At 64.4% G+C, this 21,033-nt stretch carries 15 protein-coding genes and 1 pseudogene; 12 read left to right on the top strand and 4 right to left on the bottom strand.

What is annotated here, in order from left to right; genetic code table 11:
- Positions 1-186 precede the first annotated feature (186 nt).
- Positions 187-1,407 carry a PLP-dependent transferase gene (locus LNV28_RS18555; RefSeq protein ID WP_263519234.1) on the top strand — a complete coding sequence of 407 codons (1,221 nt, stop codon included), beginning with the start codon at positions 187-189 and terminating at the stop codon, positions 1,405-1,407.
- A 7-nt stretch (positions 1,408-1,414) separates the two neighbouring features.
- Here the strand turns inward: LNV28_RS18555 and smpB are convergent, their stop codons facing one another.
- Positions 1,415-1,945 carry an SsrA-binding protein SmpB gene (gene smpB / locus LNV28_RS18550; protein WP_263519235.1) on the bottom strand — a complete coding sequence of 177 codons (531 nt, stop codon included), beginning with the start codon at positions 1,943-1,945 and terminating at the stop codon, positions 1,415-1,417.
- A gap of 83 nt (positions 1,946-2,028) precedes the next feature.
- Between smpB and LNV28_RS18545 the strand changes: the two genes are divergently transcribed.
- Positions 2,029-2,490, top strand: coding sequence for a type II toxin-antitoxin system RatA family toxin (locus LNV28_RS18545; RefSeq protein ID WP_263519236.1), 462 nt, complete (start codon positions 2,029-2,031; stop codon positions 2,488-2,490).
- Positions 2,477-2,833, top strand: a complete 357-nt coding sequence (locus tag LNV28_RS18540; protein WP_263519237.1) for an RnfH family protein — start codon at positions 2,477-2,479, stop codon at positions 2,831-2,833. The genes LNV28_RS18545 and LNV28_RS18540 overlap by 14 nt, the downstream gene beginning before the upstream one ends.
- 28 nt (positions 2,834-2,861) lie before the next feature.
- Here LNV28_RS18540 and LNV28_RS18535 read toward each other — a convergent pair whose 3' ends face one another.
- Entirely contained in the window at positions 2,862-3,365 is a 504-nt protein-coding gene (locus tag LNV28_RS18535; RefSeq protein ID WP_263519238.1) for a DUF4124 domain-containing protein, read from the bottom strand.
- 217 nt (positions 3,366-3,582) lie between these two features.
- On the opposite strand from LNV28_RS18535, the gene guaB reads away from it, so the two are divergent.
- The 6 genes and pseudogenes from guaB (at position 3,583) to LNV28_RS18510 (ending at position 9,283) form a co-directional block, all read left to right on the top strand.
- Positions 3,583-5,052: an IMP dehydrogenase gene (gene guaB, locus LNV28_RS18530; protein WP_263519239.1), complete on the top strand. Its 1,470-nt coding sequence runs from the start codon at positions 3,583-3,585 to the stop codon at positions 5,050-5,052.
- A gap of 144 nt (positions 5,053-5,196) precedes the next feature.
- Positions 5,197-6,474 (top strand): MFS transporter, encoded by a 1,278-nt coding sequence (locus LNV28_RS18525; protein ID WP_318013876.1) that lies wholly within the window; start codon positions 5,197-5,199, stop codon positions 6,472-6,474.
- A gap of 34 nt (positions 6,475-6,508) precedes the next feature.
- Positions 6,509-8,113: a glutamine-hydrolyzing GMP synthase gene (gene guaA, locus LNV28_RS18520; protein ID WP_263519240.1), complete on the top strand. Its 1,605-nt coding sequence runs from the start codon at positions 6,509-6,511 to the stop codon at positions 8,111-8,113.
- 213 nt (positions 8,114-8,326) lie between these two features.
- Positions 8,327-8,824, top strand: coding sequence for a hypothetical protein (locus tag LNV28_RS18515; RefSeq protein ID WP_263519241.1), 498 nt, complete (start codon positions 8,327-8,329; stop codon positions 8,822-8,824).
- 72 nt (positions 8,825-8,896) lie between these two features.
- A pseudogene (locus tag LNV28_RS25235) lies at positions 8,897-9,034 on the top strand (hypothetical protein); the annotation flags it as partial.
- A gap of 45 nt (positions 9,035-9,079) precedes the next feature.
- Positions 9,080-9,283: a hypothetical protein gene (locus LNV28_RS18510; RefSeq protein WP_263519242.1), complete on the top strand. Its 204-nt coding sequence runs from the start codon at positions 9,080-9,082 to the stop codon at positions 9,281-9,283.
- A 20-nt stretch (positions 9,284-9,303) separates the two neighbouring features.
- Here LNV28_RS18510 and LNV28_RS18505 read toward each other — a convergent pair whose 3' ends face one another.
- Both LNV28_RS18505 and LNV28_RS18500 read right to left on the bottom strand, forming a co-directional pair.
- Positions 9,304-13,557: a S8 family serine peptidase gene (locus LNV28_RS18505; protein ID WP_263519243.1), complete on the bottom strand. Its 4,254-nt coding sequence runs from the start codon at positions 13,555-13,557 to the stop codon at positions 9,304-9,306.
- Between the two features lie 288 nt (positions 13,558-13,845).
- Positions 13,846-16,386: a calcium-binding protein gene (locus LNV28_RS18500; protein WP_263519244.1), complete on the bottom strand. Its 2,541-nt coding sequence runs from the start codon at positions 16,384-16,386 to the stop codon at positions 13,846-13,848.
- A 111-nt stretch (positions 16,387-16,497) separates the two neighbouring features.
- Between LNV28_RS18500 and LNV28_RS18495 the strand changes: the two genes are divergently transcribed.
- The 3 genes from LNV28_RS18495 to LNV28_RS18485 are packed head-to-tail and all read left to right on the top strand — an operon-like array spanning position 16,498 to position 20,967.
- Positions 16,498-18,255, top strand: coding sequence for a type I secretion system permease/ATPase (locus LNV28_RS18495; RefSeq protein WP_263519245.1), 1,758 nt, complete (start codon positions 16,498-16,500; stop codon positions 18,253-18,255).
- A gap of 43 nt (positions 18,256-18,298) precedes the next feature.
- The gene (locus LNV28_RS18490; RefSeq protein WP_263569026.1) at positions 18,299-19,579 is read left to right on the top strand and encodes an HlyD family type I secretion periplasmic adaptor subunit; all 1,281 of its coding nucleotides are present in this window, start codon (positions 18,299-18,301) and stop codon (positions 19,577-19,579) included.
- Complete coding sequence (locus LNV28_RS18485; protein WP_263519247.1) at positions 19,579-20,967, top strand: TolC family outer membrane protein; 1,389 nt, start codon at positions 19,579-19,581, stop codon at positions 20,965-20,967. The genes LNV28_RS18490 and LNV28_RS18485 overlap by 1 nt, the downstream gene beginning before the upstream one ends.
- Positions 20,968-21,033 lie beyond the last annotated feature (66 nt).

The following is a 21,033-nucleotide window of genomic DNA, read 5'->3' as shown; positions in this document are numbered from 1 at the left end:
TCGTTGGTCCGGTGCTCTTAATCCTCACGTACAGGAAGTACGTTCCGGTTCCTGCGCTCCGTCCGCCTAGCTTGGCAGCCGCTCGTTACGAAAACTTCTCAAGCTCTGACCGGGCCTCGAACTGAGTCAGAATCAAAGCGGGCTTCGGCCCGCTTTGTTTTTTCAGCGCCCTTCTAGGACCCCATCGTGAGCAAGCACGCCCCAGCCCCAGACCTCGCATTGGCCACGCAGCAGATCCACCATCCCTATCAGCCGCCTGAAGGCTGGGCGGCTCATCCGGTCGGCGTGTACAAGGCCTCGACGGTGCTGTTCAAGAACACGGCCGATCTGCATCAGTATCGCCCGCGTGACGGCAAAAGCTACCGCTACGGCCTGCATGGCACGCCGACCAGTTACACCCTGGGCGCACGCATCGCCAGCCTGGAGGGCGCCGAGCATTGCCTGCTGGTGCCCAGCGGCTTGGCCGCGGTGACCCTGGTGTCGCTGAGCCTGCTGCGGCCGGGTGACGAGGTGCTGGTGCCGGACAATGTCTATGGACAGAACCGTTACTTGAGCGAATCGCTGCTGCCGCAGTTCGGCATCCAGCATCGCTTTTACGACCCGCGTGATGTGGCCGGTTTCAGCGCCCTGATCAACGAGAAGACCAAGCTGGTCTGGCTGGAGGCGGCGGGCTCCATCACGCTGGAGTTCCCGGATCTGATCGGCCTGCTTCGGGTCTGCCGTGAGCGCGGCATCACCACGGCGCTGGACAACACCTGGGGCGCCGGAGTGGCTTTCAAGGCTTTCGACCTCTTGCCTGAGAGTGAACCCGGTTTCGGCGTGGACATCTCCATGCACGCGCTGACCAAATACCCCTCGGGTGGTGCCGATGTGCTGATGGGCTCGGTCTGCAGTCGTGACCTGGCCTTGCACGAACGCATGAACTACATGCACGAGCACCTGGGCTACGGCCTGGGGCAAAACGATGTGGAGCTGGTGCTGCGCAGCCTGCCGACGCTGGAGCTGCGCTACCGCGCCCAGGACGCGACGACTCGGGCCCTGGCTGCCTGGATGCAGGCGCAGCCGGCCGTGGCTCAGGTGCTGCATCCGGCCTTGCCCGGCTCACCGGGCCATGCGCATTGGCGCGAAGTCAGCAGCGGCGGCGCGGCCTGTTTGTTCTCGGCGGTGTTCCAGCCGCAGTACAGCGCGGCCCAGGTCGATGCGTTTGTCGATGCGTTGCAGTTCTTCGGCATCGGCTACTCCTGGGCGGGCCCCATGAGCTTGGCCGTGCCCTACAACATGAGCCGCAGCCGCTCCCTGGGTCTGCCCTACCGTGAAGGGCATCTGGTGCGATTTGCCATCGGCCTGGAGGCGGAGGCCGATCTGCGCGCCGATCTTGCGCAGGCCCTGGACCTGCTCAAGACCTGAAGCGGTGTCAGCTGCGCGTCTTGGTGGCGTGACGCATCAGCTGGCCCTTCTCTTTTTCCCAGTCGCGTTTCTTTTCGGTCTCGCGCTTGTCGTGTTCGGCCTTGCCTTTGGCCAGGCCGATCTCGGCTTTGACGAAGCTGCCCTTGTAGTGCAGGTTCAAAGGCACCAGGGTGAAGCCGCGCTGCTCGACCTTGCCGATCAGACGGCGGATGTCGCCCTTGCTCATCAAGAGCTTGCGGGTGCGATCGGCCAGCGGGCTGACGTGGGTGGACGCCGTGCGCAGCGGGTTGATACGGCAGCCGATCAGGAACAGCTCGCCGTTTTTGATCAACACATAGCCATCGGTCAGCTGCACCTGGCCGGCACGAATCGCCTTGACCTCCCAGCCCTCCAGCACGATGCCGCATTCATGCCGTTCTTCGATGAAATAGTCGAAGCGCGCGCGTCGGTTTTCGGCGATGGGGGCGGTGGACACGGCGGCCTTGGCCTTTGGAGGCGGACGTGAGCCGTGGTTGTGGGCGGTGGCAGCAGTGGACATGAATCTCGATTCTGGGTGGGCGGCTCGGGGCAGCTTGGGTGGGCCTGGCGCGCCAATACAATCCGCCCATTGTATGAAGCGCTATGAAACACGTTAGGAAGTCTGTTTTGCTCTGGTACTCGCCGCGCGAGATGTACGAGCTGGTGGTCGGGATCGAACGCTACCCCGAGTTCCTGCCTTGGTGTGAACGCGCGGAAGTGCTCGATCGTCAGGACGAGTCGGTGACCGCCCGCCTGTCCTTGGCCTACGCCGGAGTGCGCCACGCGTTCACCACCCGCAACACCCATGTCAGCGATCGCCGTGTCGGCATGGCCCTGGTCGATGGACCTTTCTCTTCATTGGACGGCGTCTGGAATTTCCTGCCTTTGAGCAAGCCGGGCAGCGACAGTGCGGAAGAGGTGGCCTGCAAGATCGAGTTCGAGCTCAGCTACGCGTTTTCCAGCGTGGCCTTGGAGGCTGTGGTCAGCCCGGTCTTCGATCGCATCGCCAACACCTTTGTCGATCGTTTTGTGCAGCGCGCGGAAAGCGTCTATGGTCCGCGCTGATCTGGAGCCGGCTGTCCTTTCCATCGAGTTGGTCTGGAGCTTGAAGGCGGGAGAGTTGTGCCGCGTCGATCTGCAGCTGCCTTCGGGCAGTACCTTGGGGCAGGCCTTGCAGGTCTGTCCAGAGTTCGCATCTGTGCTGCCGCGGCTCAGCGAATTCAAGCTGGGCATCTGGGGGCGGCAGCAGCCGCTTGCGACCACGCTGCGTGACCGCGACCGCATCGAGGTTTATCGCCCTTTGACTGTCGACCCCAAAGAGGCGCGACGCCAGCGCTACAAGGACCGCGGCGAGCGTATCGTCTCGCGCCACCGGCCGCTGGCTGGCAAGACCAGCCGTCAGGCCTGAAAGCCGGCCGGCTGGCAGGCCTCCGGGCTTATTGGCATTCGCTGGCGATCGCGGCCCGGCTGCGCTGAATTTCTTCGGCGCGCTGGCGGTCGTCGATGACCACGGTCTCGCCGCGCTCATTGCGCCGGCTGATGCGCATGCCATCTTGCAACATGCGCAGGTTCTCCTGGGCGCGGCTGCAGTTCTCGCGCTTTTGTTCGGCGAAGCGTCGGTCTTCCTGCTTCTGCTTTTCTTGGGCCTCGCGCTCTTGCTGTTTCTCCAGCTCCTTTTGGCGGGCTTGGCGGTCCAGCTCGGCTTTGCTGGGGCTGCTGCTGGGGGCCGAAGCGGCGCTGGCCGCTGCATCGGCCTTGCTGCCGAAAGGAATGATGAAGACCGGCGGTGGTTTGTAGCCGGCCGGGCGCTGCAAGATGTCCTTGTCCGGCGTGCCATGCGGTGGCGGCAGGTCGCTGATCTGCAGGCGACCCGAGCCATCGCGCCATTTCCACTGCGCCTGTGCGGGCAGGGCGATGCACAGCATGAGGGCTAGGCTCATCCAAGCTGCCCAGCGCTGGGTGCGAAGGGCGGTCGGAGCTTGGCCCGAATGAGTCGTAGACAGGCTGATTTTCATGGGCAAAGTGTAGCGGCCCCGGTTGCTTGACGTCGCCTCGCAAACTGCGTCAATTTGCGCAAATTCAGCGTGTCACAGCCGTGCGCGGGAAAAGCAGGCCCCGTCCTCCGTATAATGCCGCTTTGCGACTGGAGCTTCCCTCATGCGCCTTTTAGGAAAAGCGCTCACCTTCGACGACGTGTTGTTGGTGCCAGCGTTCTCCCATGTGTTGCCTCGCGACACCTCTCTCGCCACCCGGCTGTCCCGCAATATCCGTCTGAACCTGCCCCTGGTCTCTGCGGCCATGGATACGGTGACAGAAGCGCGCCTGGCGATCGCCATCGCGCAAGAGGGTGGCATCGGCATCGTGCACAAAAACCTCTCGGCCGAGCGCCAGGCGATCGAGGTCGCCCGCGTCAAGCGTTATGAGTCGGGCATCGTGCTGGAGCCCTTCACCATCACGCCTTCGACCACGGTGCGCGAAGTGGTCGAGTTGCAGCGTCTGCACGGCGTCTCGGGCTTCCCGGTGCTGGAAGGCAAGAAGGTCGTCGGCATCGTCACCGGCCGTGATGTGCGCTTCGAGACCCGCATGGACCTGGCCGTGCGCGAGATGATGACCCCGGCTTCCGCCCTGGTCACCGTCAAGGAAGGCGCCTCGCTGGAAGAGGCCAAGGCCTTGATGCACAAGCACAAGCTGGAGCGCGTGGTCGTCATCAATGACGCCTTTGAGTTGCGCGGCCTGATGACCGTCAAGGACATCACCAAGCAGACCAGCTTCCCCAATGCCGCCCGCGATGCCCAAGGCAAGCTGCGCGTCGGTGCCGCCGTCGGTTTCGGCGATGACACCGAAGAGCGCGTGGCCATGCTGGTCAAGGCCGGCGTGGATGCCCTGATCGTCGACACCGCCCACGGCCACAGCGCTGGCGTGCTGGAGCGCGTGCGCTGGGTCAAGCAGAACTTCCCTGGCGTGGACGTGATCGGCGGCAATATCGCCACCGGTGCGGCGGCTCTGGCCTTGGTCGAAGCCGGCGCCGACGGCGTCAAGGTCGGCATCGGCCCCGGTTCCATTTGCACCACGCGCATCGTCGCTGGTGTGGGTGTGCCCCAGATCACCGCCATCGACAACGTTGCCACCGCCTTGCGCGGTACCGGCGTGCCGGTGATCGCCGATGGCGGCGTGCGCTTCTCGGGCGACTTGGCCAAGGCCATCGCTGCGGGCGCCGATTGCGTGATGATGGGCGGCGCCTTTGCCGGCACCGAGGAAGCCCCTGGCGACCTGATCCTGTACCAAGGCCGCTCCTACAAGAGCTACCGTGGCATGGGTTCCATGGGTGCGATGGCCAAGGGCTCGGCCGATCGCTACTTCCAGGACACCTCGGCCAACAATCCCAACACCTCCAAGCTGGTGCCGGAAGGCATTGAAGGCCAGGTTCCGTACAAGGGTTCGGTGGTGCAGGTCATCTTCCAGATGGCCGGCGGCTTGAAGGCTTCGATGCACTACTGCGGTTGTGCCACGATTGCCGACATGCAGAACAAGGCTGAGTTCGTGGAGATCACCTCGGCCGGCATGCGCGAAAGCCATGTCCATGATGTGCAGATCACCAAGGAAGCACCGAACTACCGTTCCGAGTGAGGCTGAAGTCCCGCCGCCTGCGCTGAGGCCTCAGGGCAGGGCGGGGCATCGGGGAACTTCCAGAAAAGGGGCTTTGGCCCCTTCTTTCTTTTCTTCGTATGCGGCTTCATGCCGTCAGAGCAAGGAAATCGTTTGAGCGAGCGAGTGACAGAAGGCAGTGGCCAGCAGGCCGGCAAAGTCAGGTCGGCCGGCATGGGCTTCATCTTGATTGCCGTGCTGATCGACATGATCTCGATCGGCTTGATCATTCCCGTGCTGCCGCCCTTGGTGGGCACCTTCACCCAGAGCCCATCCGAGCACACGCTGGCGCAGCTGGCCGTGGCCTTTGCCTTCGGCATCGCCAATTTCTTTGGCTCGCCCATTCTGGGTGGCCTGTCGGACCGCTATGGCCGCCGCCGCGTCATGCTGATCGGCTTCTCGGGTCTGGCGCTGAGCTTCTTCGTCACTGCCATGGCCGATGCGCTGTGGATGCTGATCGTGGTTCGTCTGTTCTCGGGCGCCATGCAGGCCAATGCGGCCGTGGCCAATGCCTACGTGGCCGACATCACGCCGCCGGCCGAGCGGGCCAAGCGCTTCGGCATGCTCGGCGCCGCTTTCGGCATGGGCTTTATCCTGGGCCCGGTGCTGGGTGGCTTGCTTGGCGACATCAATCTACACCTCCCCTTCTATGTGGCCGGCAGCATGGCGGTGCTGAACTGGATGTACGGCTTCTTCGTGCTACCCGAGTCATTGCAGCCCGAGAACCGCCGCGCCTTCGACTGGCGCCGCGCCAACCCATTCAAGTCCCTGAGCCGCGTGCGCGATCTTCAGGGCGTGGGCCCGCTGGTCTATGTGCTGGCGCTCAGCGGCCTGGCGCAGATGATTCTGCAAAGCAGCTGGGTCATGTACACCACCTACAAATTCGGCTGGGGTCCCAAGGACAACGGCCTGTCCCTGTTCGCCGTCGGCGTGATGGCGGTCTTGGTCCAGGGCGTGTTCCTCAAGTACATCCTCAAGCGCGTGTCGGCTGCGCGCCTGGTGCTGCTGGGCCTGGCCTCGGCCGTGCTGACCAACACCATCTGGGGCCTGTCCAGCGCCGGCTGGATGATGTACGCCGCCATTGGCGTGGGCGTGCTCAGTTATGCCGCCGGCCCAGCTTTGCAAAGCCAGATTTCCAATGCCGCCGATGCCCGCAACCAGGGCGAGACCATGGGCGCCATCTCCTCGCTGAACAGCCTGATGGCCGTGATCGCGCCGGTGCTGGGCTTGGGCCTGATCTACTTGGTCAGCGAGCTGCCCAAGGGTGACTGGCGCATTGGCGCCCCGTTCTACTTCTGTGCCGCGCTGCAGGCGCTGTCCCTGTTCTTCGCCTGGCGGCACTTTGCCCGTGTGCCGCAGGAGACCCCCGTGGAGGCCGCCCCTGCCGCCCCAGCCGGACCCTGAATTGAAAATCCAGACAGAGAGTGAAAGCCCGACCATGCATGACAAAGTCCTGATCCTTGATTTCGGTTCCCAGGTCACCCAGCTGATCGCCCGCCGCGTGCGCGAGGCCGCTGTGTTCTGCGAAATCCACCCCAACGATGTCTCGGACGAGTTCATCCGCAGCTTCGCGCCCAAGGCCATCATCTTGTCGGGCAGCCACGCCTCCACCTACGAAGACCACGAGCTGCGCGCACCGCAGGCCGTCTGGGACCTGGGCGTGCCGGTGCTGGGCATCTGCTACGGCATGCAGACCATGGCGGTGCAGTTGGGCGGCAAAGTCGAGTGGAGTGACCACCGCGAGTTCGGCTACGCCGAGGTGCGTGCCCATGGCCACACCAAGCTGCTGGACGGCATCCAAGACCACGCCACCCTGGAAGGTCACGGCATGCTCAAGGTCTGGATGAGCCACGGCGACAAGGTCACCATGCTGCCGCCCGGCTTCAAGCTGATGGCCGAGACGCCCAGCTGCCCGATCGCTGGCATGGCCAACGAGGAGAAGGGCTACTACGCCGTCCAGTTCCACCCTGAGGTGACACACACGCTCAAGGGCCAGGCCATGTTGACCCGTTTCGTGCGCGAGATCGCCGGCTGCAAGGGCGACTGGATCATGGGCGACTACATCGAAGAAGCTGTGGCCAAGATCCGTGAGCAGGTCGGTGATGAAGAGGTCATCCTGGGCTTGTCGGGCGGCGTCGATTCCTCGGTCGCCGCGGCCCTGATCCACCGCGCCATCGGTGACCAGCTGACCTGCGTCTTCGTCGACCACGGCCTGCTGCGTCTGAACGAAGGCGATATGGTCATGGACATGTTCGCCGGCAAGCTGCACGCCAAGGTGATCCGCGTGGACGCCAGCGAGCTCTTCCTGGGCCAGCTGGCCGGTGTGACCGACCCCGAGAAGAAGCGCAAGATCATCGGCGGCCTGTTCGTCGATGTGTTCAAGGCCGAGGCGGCCAAGCTCAAGGCGGCTGACGCCGGAGCCAAAGGAGCCAAGTGGCTGGCTCAAGGCACCATCTACCCCGATGTGGTGGAAAGCGGCGGCACCAAGACCAAGAAGGCCACCACCATCAAGAGCCATCACAACGTCGGTGGCCTACCCGAGCAACTGGGCCTGAAGCTGCTGGAGCCTCTGCGCGAGCTGTTCAAGGACGAAGTTCGTGCCCTGGGTGTGGAGCTCGGCTTGCCGCCCGAGATGGTCTACCGCCATCCCTTCCCAGGCCCCGGCTTGGGCGTGCGCATCCTTGGCGAAGTGAAGAAGGAATACGCCGATCTGCTGCGCCGTGCCGACGCTATCTTCATCGAAGAACTGCGCGGCTGGAAAGATGAGGCCAGCGGCAAGAACTGGTACGACTTGACCAGCCAGGCCTTCACCGTCTTCCTGCCGGTCAAGAGCGTGGGTGTGATGGGTGATGGCCGCACCTACGACTATGTCGTGGCCCTGCGCGCGGTGGTCACCAGCGACTTCATGACCGCCGATTGGGCTGAGCTGCCCTACGGCCTGCTGCGCAAGGTCTCGGGCCGCATCATCAATGAGGTGCGCGGCATCAATCGCGTCACCTACGACGTTTCGACCAAGCCGCCTGCGACCATTGAGTGGGAATGATCCGTGATCGGTTTGCACCGTTTAAGTGCGTTCCGCAAGCCGACCGTTTCCGAGGTGGGATAAGGACTTACCGCTCAAAATCGTTGAGCAACGATCAACGGAAGAATTAGGTTGTCGGTAAAGCAGACAGTAGATTCTCAGTGCCTCGAAGCCGCCCGAGAAAATACCGTCAGGCTCTTCCGACGGTATGCGGCGGCAGACAATGGACTGGAGATGCAGCTGGAGCCTGCAATAACCACCACTGAAGAAGCGAGTACCGCTGCTGAGGCGCCCAAAGCGCACGCGAAGGGGTCACTTGCCGACAGCGCACTGATGGCACTGAAGCCCCAAGGCAAGGCCTGCATGGTCACCAACGGCGCCGGGATGTACGTTGTCGACTCGCTCGCTGGCCGCAAGCCATTCCGCTTCGACTGCTGTCTGGACGACAAGCGCGACACGCTTGCCGGCGGGCGCCGCGAAACCAATGCAGTCAACCGCACTGACGGTGAACTGATGGATCTCGAGTACGGTGCCGCGGTGTCCCTCAAGGACGCCCGCGCACTGCTCAATCGGGCGGGCCAGTCGCTAGATCGAGACCGGCGAGTCGCCGCCCAGGGCCGAGGTACTCAAACGTGCGGTCAAGGCCGACGCGCCCACGTTGCTCCTGGCGCTGCGGTTCATGTTGCTGACCATGATGCGCAAGGGCGAGGTCGTCGACCCTACATGGATTGAGATCGACTGGGACTGTTTGATTTGGACGATCCCAGCGCCGGGGCCTGTCGGAATTTCTGTGAGTGAGGTTCACTGAACCTTCACCGATTTCGTGACGCTGGTTGGGGAACTTACGAGCGTGGCTCGGCCTTCGATGACCACATCTTCGGTTCACCCGGTGATGACCGCATTGACGGCGGCGCGGGCTTCGACCGTCTTTTGGGGGCGGGGGGCAGCGACACCTTCGTATTGCGACGGGGAGAGGCCGACGGCGACATGCTGCCGGACTTTGCGGGCAACGGCTCCGCGCCGGGCGGGGAATTCATTGCACTCTACGGCTACATCGGTGGATCCACCGTTGCGCAGTTGGCTGGCAACTCGACAACCTGGCTCGTCACCGACGCTGCCCCGGGGCAGGTCGACGCAGTACGTTTCGTCGGGCAGGCCGGCATCGGGGACTTCGAGTTTCTTCTGTCGTAGGGTGCCGTAGGCTGCGGCGCTCAGGCCAACGGCATGACGTGCCAGTCGTTGGTCAGGGATCCCACGCCTCCGGCGCCGACGATGTTCACACCGTTCATTTGCCACAGCGCCACATAGCCGCTGTCGTTACGCCAGAGGATGTCGCTCTTGCCATCGCCGTTGTAGTCGCCGGTGCCGTCCTGGATGTGCCAGTCGGCAGGCAGTGACGCCACGCCGCCGCCGCCGACGATGTTGACGCCGTCCATCAGCCACATCGCGACATAACCGCTTTCGTTTTGCCACAGGATGTCGCTTTTGCCATCCCCGTTGTAGTCGCCGGCACCATCAAGCAGGTGCCAGTCGGTGGGCAGCGACGCGACGCCGCCACCGCCCACGACGTTGAAGCCATCCATTTGCCATATGGCGACGTAGCCGCTGTCATTGCGCCACAGGACGTCGCTCTTGCCGTCGCCGTTGTAGTCGCCGCCGCCGTCCATCATGTGCCAGTCGGCCGGCAGCGCCGCTACACCGCCGCCAGCTCCTATGGCCGCGCCATTCATTTGCCATATGGCGACGTAGCCGCTGTCATTGCGCCATAGGATGTCGCTCTTGCCATCTCCGTTGTAGTCGCCGCTGCCATCGAACAGGTGCCAGTTGGCGGGCAGCGATCCCACGCCGGCGCCTCCTACCACGTCGAACCCATTCATCTGCCAGATTGCGACGTAGCCGCTGTCGTTGCGCCAGAGGATGTCGCTCTTACCGTCACCGTTGTAGTCGCCGCCGCCGTCGACCAGCTGCCAGTCTGCTGGCAGCGGCGCAACGCCGCTGCCAGCCCCGATGCTCAGGCCGTTCATCTGCCATTCAGCCACGTAGCCGCTGTCGTTGCGCCAGAGGATGTCGCTCTTGCCATCGCCGTTGTAGTCGCCGCCGCCCCCGAAGTCGGACGCTGCATGCTGGAAGCTGGCGGCGGAGAATTCGCCGTCAGAGAACTTCAGTTTCTCGATGCCAATGAGTTTGTCGATGCCTTCGCGCGCCGAGCTGACCCGGAAGCTGGCGTTAGCGCCCGACCAAGCGATGGTGTAGTCGCGTCGCGCACCCAGGAACACTGCGGTGTCCGCGCCGGCGCCGCCGTCTATCGTGTCGTCGCCTTTGCCGCCTGCGAGCGTGTCGTCGCCGCGCATGCCTTGAAGCAGGTTGGCAATGCCGCTGCCGGTGATGAGGTCGTTGCCGTCCCCGCCATAGGCGTTCTCGATGGTTGTTGCTGCGCCGATGTGCAGGCTGCGGCTGTCAATGATGCACAAACCGCCCGGGCCGAGGTTCAAGGTCACCGCCGCGTTACAGGCCGCGGCGTTGAGTGTGTCGATGCCGCCGGTGTCGATGAGCGTGGCACGAGCGGCCTCGTCCGCCACGGACTCTGCGAACTCGTCGGTGTAGATGTATGTGTCGTTGGCGGACGCGGGCTTGCCGATGATGTTCAGCGTCCAGGAATCGAAGGTGCCGACGCTCCCGCCCTCGCCGTCAAAGATGCTCAGCAGCCAGATGCCCGCCGAGTTCTCGCCCCAGCCCAGCACCGTGTTGAACGTGAAATCGATGTTGTCGGCGCTGGAGCCGAACGCGCTCAGCGGGTTCTGCTGCGGGCGCCACAGCAGAAAGCTGCTCGTGCCGCCGGGTGAAGTGAGTACCACCGACAGGTCGCCGATGTAGGGGTGTGTGACCTTCAACGAAACCTCGACACGCTCGACATCGATGGACTGATCCACCACGATGGCGTCATGGGCCCCGCTGGTGTACGAGTCGTCGGGAATCGCCTTGGCCGGACTGTGCGTCTGCGCGATCTGCTGACGGTTGGCGGCCGTGTGCGCGGTGCTGGTCCAGGTCTCGGCCAGGCGCACGGCGGCACGCGCGTCGACCAGGCCGAAGCCGAGGTTGTGCTCCAGCGCGTCGTAGTGCAGCCCGCCACCGTTCCAGTTGGTGGCGCCGTTGTACATCCAGGTGTGGTCAGCACCGCCGGTCACACGGGCGGAGTAGGCGAGGATCTCCTGGACGTCGCGATAGCCGAGGCCAGGATTGGCCTCCAGCATCAGGGCAACGACGCCGGAGACGATGGGTGCCGAGAACGAAGTGCCTGTGATGTCTGTGACGTTGCCGGCGTCATACCCGGCATCGCCGACACGGTCCGTTGTGATGATGTTGCTGTAGACATCGCTGCCGCCACCGCCAGGGGCTGCCACGAGCACCGATGCTCCAGGTGAGCTGTAGCTTGTGACGCTGCCACGGGCGTCGGTGGCAGCTACCGTGATGATGTACTGGCTGTTCTGGAAGCTATGCAGATTGGTGTCGTCGCCGATGCTGTAGGAATTGCCGGCCGACTGAACCACCACAGTGCCCAGTCCGTTCCGGCCTGTCGCTGCCAACTGCGCGAGCGCCTTGCCGGCGGCTGCAAATGCTGGCGTGCCGAAGTTATCGAAGAAGGCCCAGTTGGCATCGCTGTCGGAACGAGGCGCGAAGCCCCAACTGTCGTTGATGACGTCAAAGTTCGCCGCATAGGCATAGGCGTTTTCGATGGAGTTGCCCATACCGGAACCAAACGGCGTGTAGATGCTGACCAGGCTGGCTCCATAGGCCACGCCCACCGTGCCTTCGCCGTTGCGTTCTGCGCCAATCGTTCCGGCCACAGCAGTGCCATGGTTGTCGCCATTGAGCACCGGTGCGCCCCCAGGCTTGAGGTCCGAGGCACGGCGGCCCAGGGCGGCCAGCAGGTTGTCGTCAAGATCCGGATGGTTGGGGTCGATGCCCTGGTCGAACACGGCCACGCGCACACCAGCACCGGTGTAGTCGGCCCACACCGGGAAGGCATTGACGCCGATGGTGGGGTACAGGTACCACTGCAGTTGGGCGTAGGGGTCGCTGGGCAGCTCGTAGGGACTGTCGTTGTCAACGATGTAGCCGTTGGCGTTGCCTTCACCCAGCCGAGCGCCAGTCGGGCTGCTGAGCAGCACATGCAGAACCTCGGAAGGTTCAAACAGGGTGTCGCCATTCACGCGCACCGTGAAGGTCGCCGTGGTCGCGCCGGGCGCGAACGAGACGGTGGCTGAATTTGCCTGGTAGTCAATGCCCACGCTGGCCGTGGCGCTGCCCGAGGTGCTGGCAACGACTGACACTGGGACATTGCTGGCAGCGGACAGCGTCAGCGTGAACACCAGGTCCTTGCTGCCTGCATTGCCTTCCAGTACGGTCGCATTGGCCACCGATACCGTGGGCAATTCCGTCACACGCAAGGTGTAGCTGCCCGTCGCATTGTGGGCCGACGCGCGGGCGCCAACATAGAAAGTGCCGCTGCTGCTGGGCGTGTAGCGCAGGGTGGCGTTGGCACCGCTGCCGCCATCGTCGTCTGAGCTGAGCGTCGCACCGTCGGCATTCATCAGTTCCAGAAAGGGGTCCGAGAGGGTGTCGCCATCGAGGCTGAACGTGTACTCGACGCCAGCGGTGAGGTTCACCCGGTACAGGTCGGTGTCTCCCGTGAAGTCTATGGTGCCCGTCTGCGCGGTGCCCAGGGTCAACGCGCCGCTGATGGGGTTGGAGTTGGCAATGAGGCGGTAAGTGCCGTATCCCGAGCTGGCCGAGGACTGTGCGTCCAGAAAGTAGGTGCCGGTCTGCGTGGGCGTGTAGAAGCAGCGCGCGTTGTCGCCCAGACCCGAATCGTCGTCGGAGCGCAGCAACAGGCCATTGACATCTCTGAGTCGAAGGTAGGGATTGGCCAAGCTGAGCCCGAGCTGATCTCCGTCGCCAGACGAACCAATCATGTCGAACTGGTAGCTCACACCGGCGGTGAGAGTGATACCGAACCAGTCGGAGGTATCGGACTGCCAGCCCAGGCGCTCCTCCACCCAGGCATTCGCGCCTAGCGTGGCGGCGGAGGCGCTGGAGTTCAGTTCGTCTTGCCAGAGGGTGACGCGATAGCTGCCCACGGCATTGTTGCCGAAGGCCTCGGCGCTAAGAAAGTAAGTGCCGCTGCCGCTGGGTACGACGGTTAGGTAGGAATCCTGCGCGTAGAGGCTGAGGTCGTTGTTGCCAAGCTGGAAAACGCCTGCCGAGTTGTAGATGCCCAGGTAGGGGTTGCTTAGGCTGCCATTGCCTGACGAGAGGCCTTCGACCCAGAGCTGGTACTGGTAGCCCTTGGTAAGGCTCATGCGCCACCAGTCGACATCGCCGACAAAGTCGATTGCACTGGTGGCACTGGCACCGATCCCCAACTGCTGGGTACTGGTGGTATCGCCCGGAATTGTGTCGGCCATGTTGCTGCGCTCCCTCGCTGCTGCCTTTGATTTTGGCGAGCACGTTACATGGAGCGCTCCGGCGTGGCAATCCTCGAAGTCCTTGAGCTAGGAGGGGCGCTGGCTGGGCTGAAGCAGGGCCGGGTCTGTTCTTCCCGTCGATCAGACAGGTGTCACCGGCGTTGCATGGCTGGCGCATGGCCAGTTAGGCGCTCGCCGCACGGACATAACGCGGTGCGCTCACAGACCCGGCTTTCACCCCTAAGCACATGTTCTAGGTGGGCGATTGGCGTACGGGTGCAACCGCATTCAAGTAAAAACAAACGCCACATCGTTAGCAGACACCTCGCCAATGATGCGAACAACATCCACTTCGCCGGTTGTTGCATCCGTCACCAGCCAGGCCGTGCTGTTGCCCGGCAGCTGCGTGAAGGTCGATCCCTGGCTGTAGCCGTAAAGCGCGATTGTGTCGCCAACTTGGTTGCCGTTCCCGGTGAAGTCGAGCAGGATGTCGCCATCGGCTTCACCCTTGCGCAACACGAAGGTGTCGTTGCCGGCACCGCCGAAGAGCCGGTCGAAGCCAGTGCCACCGTCGATGCGGTCGCTCCCCGCCGAACCGAAGATCTGGTCGTCGAAGGCAGAACCGCGCACGCTCTTCACACCCACTAGCGTATCCAGGTCCACGCCGTCGTAGGCGGCGCCGGCGGTGAGGTCGATGATCAGGCTGCGCGGGTTGCTGTCGTAAGTGAGCAGCCCCGGATTGACGATGGTGTCGGCGCCGCCGGTGCCAGGGTTCACCGTCTGGGTGAAAGTGGCGAAGAGCTTGTCTGAGAAAGCCGAGCCGATGACGGCCTCGAAACCGCCGATGGTGTCCTGATCGACACCGTCATAGCTCTTGCCCACGCCGAGGTCGATGATCACGCCGCGGCCGGAGCTGGCGTAGGAGAGCGTGTCGCCAAGATCGTTGCCGCCGTATAGCGTGTCGGCGCCACCATCACCGCCATCAATGACGTTGGCCGTGGTCTCCGAGCCATAGATCGCGTCATTGAATCGTGTGCCGATCACGCTTTCGATGCTGGCCAGGTTCTCGGCGTTCACATAGTCGTAGGTGACCTGCACGTTCAGGTCGACGATATAGGCGCCGCTGGAGGAGCGCAGATCCAGCGTGTCGGTGCCCGAGCCGCCGTCCACGGTGTCGATGCCGCGGCCCGGGTCTATCAGGTCGTTGCCATCGCCGCCGAGCAGTACGTCGTTGCCGTCGCCGCCCACCAGCCTGTCATTGCCGCCGCGACCTTCGATGCGGTTGGCGCCGGCGTCTCCTGTAAGGGTGTCGGCGAATGCCGTGCCGGTGATGTTCTCCAGGTTCATCAGCGTGGCCTGGTTGCTGCCGGACACGCTCTTGCCGTCCAGCAGGCTGGCCACCACCGCGGCGGTCAGGGACTCGAAGCTGGCGGTGTCCACGCCCGTGCCGCCGTCGAGCGAGTCCGCGCCGTTGCCGGGGTTAAGCGTATCGTTGCCGTCACCGCCCAGCAGCGTGTCGTTGCCTGCGCCGCCTTCGAGTCGGTCATCGCCGGCCAGGCCCGACAGCATGTCATTGCCGCCGAAACCCTGCAGCACGTCGGGGCCAGTCGTGCCAATGAGCGTGTCATCGCCAATGGTGCCACCGACGCTGTTGAACGTGCCCAGTACCTGGGCCTCGATCTCGCTGCCGTTGGTCCAGCTGACCACCAGGCTGCCATTGCTGGCGGCCAGGGCACTGTCGGTCTGGTTGCCTTCGGTGGTAGTGTTGATGCGCACTTCTTCGTCCAGCATCACGCCGCCGGCGGTGAAATGGCGCAGGTGGATCGCGCTGCCCGAGCTGTCGCCGAGGGCGCCGGAAGTGTCGGTCCAGGCAATGGCGAAGCTGCCGTCAGAGAGGACAGCAATAGAAGGGTCGCTCTGGGAGCCGGTGCTGGAGGCGTTGACCGTGAACACCGCCGTGCGAGCCACACCGTCTCCGCCGTAGATGCGGGCCACTACGTCCTGGCTGTTGACGCCCGAGGTCCAGGTGGCCACGAAGCCTCCGTCGGCCAGCGCGGCAACACCGATGTCGCCCAGTGCGGGATAGCCGGGCGCGGGATCGACCGCCGCGCCCAGCACCATCTCAGCGCCGACAGGATTGCCGCTGACGTCAAGAAAACGCCCATGCACCTCGCTGCTGCCGTTGGTCCACCACACGGCGATCTGGCGGTTGTCGCTGAGTCGGGCAATGGAGGCCTGGCTTTCAGAGCCGCTGGAGGGCGTGGTGTTGACGGTGAGCGGGCCAGTTAGTACCGCGTTGCCCTGGTTGAACGTGGTGGTCCGGATGTCGTCGTAGCCGTTGAATGCCCCGCCGAATCCGGTGGTCTGTTCGTAGACGACGGTGAATGCGCCGTTCAGCCCGGTTGATAGCTGGGGATTCGGCCGGGTTGACGGAAAAAAAGGCGGTACGGAGAGCAGCTCGGTGCTGTGGACAATGCCGTTCACGTCGATCGTGCTGCCGTACAGATAGGACTCGTTGTACCCGCTGGTCTGGTCCCGGGCTTTGGCGGCCCAGATCACCACGACGCTGCCGTCGCTCAGTACATCGATGGCCGGCGGGCTGTAGTAGTCGCCAAACCGCGATGTGCCGCTTTGCAATGTGGTCTGCGCCAGCAGCGAAGAGCCTTCGGGCCGGAACATGGCCAGCTGAATGGAGGCCAAGGACGAGAACCCAACCTGGGTTTGCGGTGAAACCCACGCGAACGCGAATCCTCCGTTCACCGCTGTGACGTCAGCGCGCGAGCCCGTGCCGACCTTGAATTCCGACGATAGGGGATTGAGGGTGCCCATGTGCAAGCTTTCTAGTCCAAGTGATGAATGCTAACTGACAATCCCCGCGTCTCCGTGCGGCAGCACTCACAATCGGTGTGATACAAACCGCCACCCCGAGATATCCAGCCGATGAATCTGCCCGCCCTCAATCCCCGTCTCGCTGCCGCTCTCGGCCCTCACGAGCTGCGGACGGCGCTGGTGGCCGTCCGCCATTCGCTGCTGACGGTGGGCGCGTTCAGCGGGTTCCTGAATCTGATGGCACTGGCCCCCTCGCTCTATATGTTGCAGGTCTACGACCGGGTGCTGGGCTCTCGCAATGAGACCACCTTGCTGGTCCTGACGGGCCTGCTTGTCGGGGTCTACCTTCTTATCGCTGCGCTCGAAACCATCCGCACCTGGCTGTTGGTGCAGGTGGGTGTGCGGCTGGATGCCGAGCTCAATGAGCGCGTCTTCAACGCGGCATTTGAGCGCAACCTGCGCAACCCCGGTAGCAATACCGCTCAGCCTGTGCATGACCTCAATACCCTGCGCGGCACGCTGACCGGGCCGGCGCTGCTAGCGCTTTTCGATGCACCCTGGCTGCCGGTGTTTCTGGTGGTGATCTTCTGGATGGCGCCGCCGCTCGGCTGGTTTTCGCTGGTGGGTGCGCTGGTGTTGATGGTGCTGGCCGTTGTCAACGAACGCGTCTCCAAGTCACGGCTCGACGAGGCGCAGAAGTACTCGATGCTGGCGCACGGCAAGCTTACCAACCACCTGCGCAACGCCGAGGTCATCGAGGCCATGGGCATGCTGCCGCAGATCCGGCGGCGCTGGTACCAGTTGCACCGTCAACAGCTGTCGCTGCAGGCCAAGGCCAGCGACCAGGCGGCGGTGCTGGGCAGCGCCACCAAGTTCGTGCGCATGTGCATGCAATCGCTGGTGCTCGGCATGGGGGCACTGCTGGTGCTGGAGGGCAGCATGACCGCGGGCATGATGATTGCGGCGTCCATCCTCGTCGGTCGCGCCCTGGCGCCGGTGGAGCTGATGGTGGGCAACTGGAAGCAGATCGTCACCGGCAGTCAGACGTATAGGCGCTTGAACGAATTGCTGGCCACGCACCCGGCGCGCGTGTCCGGCATGGACCTGCCTCGGCCGCTGGGGCAGATCAGCGTCGAGGGAGCTTCGGTGGCAGTGCCGGGAACGCAGCGGCAGATCCTGAAGAACCTCAATTTTTCCGTCAACGCGGGCGATGTGGTGGGCGTGATCGGCCCCAGCGCCTCAGGAAAGTCCACGCTGGCCCGGGTTCTGGTGGGCATCTGGCCGGCCACCATTGGCAGTGTGCGGCTCGATGGCGCGTCGCTCGCGCAATGGAGCAAGGACGAGCTGGGCCCCAGTATTGGCTATCTGCCTCAGGACATCGAGCTGTTTGATGGCACGGTGGCCGAGAACATTGCGCGCTTTGGTGATGTCGACGCAGAGCAGGTGGTGCTGGCCGCGCGACGGGCCGACATGCACGAGCAGATTCTTCGCCTGCCCCAAGGCTACGACACGCCGCTGGGCAGCGCGGGCAGCAACCTCTCGGGCGGCCAGCGGCAGCGTGTGGGCCTGGCGCGCGCACTGTACGGCGACCCAGCCCTCGTCGTTCTGGATGAGCCCAATTCAAATCTCGACGACGCCGGCGAAAAGGCCTTGATCGACGCCATCTCTGATCTCGGGGCGCGTGGCAAGACCGTGGTGCTCGTCACGCACCGGCAATCCACTCTGGCAGCCGTTGACAAGCTACTGGTGCTTGCCGATGGCGCGATGGCGGCTTACGGCCCGCGCGACGAGGTTCTCAAGGCGCTGCAGGCGCGCGCTGCGAGTCAGCGGCGCCCAGCGGCAGCCGCCCCTGCGAGCTCGAGCTGTTGACGGCATGACCTCTGACCACTTGATCCAAGACCCGTCGCACCCCATGTCGGAGGCGCGCCCACGCCGCTGGGGCTGGGCCTTGGTGCTGTTCGGCTTCTGCGGATTCCTTGCCTGGGCTGCCTTGGCTCCACTGGACTCCGGTGTGTCTTCACCTGGCACCGTGGTTGTCACGGGCAGCCGCAAGGCCGTGCAGTCGCTGGCAGGCGGCAAGATCGTCGAACTGCGTGCGCGCGACGGCGACGTCGTCAAGGTCGGGCAGGTGCTGGTCCGTCTGGACGATACACAGGCGCGATCTCAGTTGGACATCGTGCGCGGCCAGTGGTCCAGCGCCCAAGCAGTTGCGGCGCGACTGCAGGCCGAAAGCGCGGGTCGGTCCGCTATTGCCTTCCCTGCGGCCTTGCGCGATGAGCGCGCCGATCCACGCGCAGCTGCGGCCATGGCGTTGCAGTCCGAATTGCTGTCCACGCGCCGCCGTGCGGTCGAGAATGACCTGAGTGCGCTGCGCGAGCAGGTGCGCGGCCTGCAATCGCAGTTGCAAGGTCAGGAAGCGGCGTTGCGCGCACGCCGGGAACAGCAGCGCCTGCTGATGGAAGAGATCGAGCGCCAGCGCGATCTCGTGAAGGACGGTTTTCTGCCCCGTAACCGCTTGTCTGAGCAGGAGAGACTGCAGGCATCCATCGCGGCTGACCTGGCCGAGGGCGCCGGCAATCTGGGCCGGGTGCGTCAGCAGATCGCGGAGACGCAGGCCCGCATGGTGATGCGTGAGAGCCAGCAGCGGCTGGAAGTGGATACACAGCTGGCCGACGTGCAGCGTGACGTTGCCGCGCAGGCAAGCCGGCTGCAGGCCTTGGAGTTCGAGCTGGCCAGCACCGAGATCAGGTCGCCTGCAGATGGCGTCGTCATCAGCCTGTCGGTGCATACGGTGGGTGGCGTGGTGGCCGCCGGTACGCCGATGATGGAGATCGTTCCCATCAGCGAGACGCTGAAAATCGAGGCACAGATCTCGCCTATTCACATCGACAAGGTGCGCGCCGGCCTCGCGGTGGACGTGCTGTTTCCGGCCTTCCAGCAGGCGACAACACCGCATATACCGGGCCGCCTGCTCACCGTGTCGGCCGACGCGCTGGTGGAACCCAAGCAGGGCGCCCAGTACTTCAAGGCGGTGATCGAGGTCACGCCGGAGGGGATGAAGCGGCTGCGCGACCACCAGATTCGCGCCGGCATGCCGGCCGAGGTGTTCCTGCGCACCGGCGAGCGAACGCTGCTGAACTATCTGTTGAAGCCCTTGCGCGACCGGCTCAACCGAGCGCTGACCGAGCCGTGATGCAGCGACCTTGCGTGGCCTGGGCCATGGCTGCCGTGTTGGGTATGTCCGCCATGGGCAGCGCGCTGGCGCAGATGCAGCGCGAAGGCGCGTTCGCAGCCGCGTTCAGTGCGGCACTTGGCAACGACCCTGACTATCGCGCGGCACGCTACGAGCTGGCTTCACGCGAGACGCTGTTGCCCGGTGCGCGTGCCGGCCTGCTGCCGATCATTGGTGCCACCTTGTCCGATGCGCGGGTGAGCGGTGATCGCACAACGCCCAATGCGCTGGGTCAGGAGCTCACCCAGTCGCTGGACTACCGCTCGCCGGTCCTGCAGCTGCAGTTGCGCACGCCCTTGTTCAACCTGGAAGCCTGGCATCGTTACAAGTCCGCGGGTGCCCAGGTCGAAGCTGGCCGAATGCAATTCATCAGCCGTGGCCAGCAGCTGCTGGATCGCCTTGGCAGCAACTGGGTGCAGGCGTTGTTTGCCGAAGAGCACCTGGCGCTGCAGAGTGCGCAGGTGGAGGCGATGCAGGCGCAGGTGCAAGGTGCCGAACGGCGCTTCAAGTCAGGCGAGGGCACGCGCACCGAGCTCGTGGCGGCGGCTGCCAGCCTCAGCCTGGCGCGGGTGCAGAAGGCCGAAGCTGAAGATCAGCGCGAACAGGCCCGTCGCGCCGTGGCGCGCATCACGGGCGATAGCGCACTGATGCTGCGCGGCTTGCCTGCGGAGCCGGCGGCGCGCGCTCTGCCGCAGAATGAGCTGCAGGCTTGGCTGGACCTGGCCCTTGCCAGTAATGCCGACCTGGCCTCGCGACGCGCCCAGCTTGAAGCTGCGCGCGCTGAGGTGCTGCGCAGCCGCGCCGGCCATGCGCCGCGTGTGGAGCTGGTCGCCAGCGCCAGCGACAGTCGCAACGAGTCGATCAGCACACTCAACCAGAAGAGCCGTCTGTACAGCGCTGGCGTGCAGCTGACGATCCCGATCTTCTCGGGCGGTAGCGTGTCAGCCGGCGTTGACCAGACGATCGCCGAGGCGTCCCGGATCGAGGCCCAGCTCGATGGGGACCGCGCTCAGCTTGAACTCGATGTGCGCAGGCAATTCCAGGCTGTGCACACCGGCACCGCCAAGGTCGAGGCGCTGCACGAGGCGCTGCTGGCCAGTGGCGTGGCACTGGAGGACGCACGACGCAACGTTGCCGCAGGCTATCGTGTGCCGGCCGACGTGCTGGAAGGCGTGCGCCGTCTCTTCCAGGCGCGGCGCGATCTCATGCTGGCGCGCTACGACGTGGTGCTCGCGCGGATGCGCCTGCAGGCTCTGGCCGGTACCCCGGTGGACGACATCGTGGCTGACATCGACCTCCAACTGGACGGCCCTGCGGCAGGCTCATTGCTCTTGGATATTCAGCGATAGGGGGGCGCCGATGGAACATTGGATCCAATGGCAGCACCGCCCCTCTGTGACCAGGCTGTCCGATGC

It is taken from the genome of Paucibacter sp. DJ2R-2, from assembly GCF_025717675.1.
Classification (GTDB): Bacteria; Pseudomonadota; Gammaproteobacteria; order Burkholderiales; family Burkholderiaceae_C; genus Paucibacter_A.
This window is presented reverse-complemented; position numbering and strand designations above follow the sequence as displayed.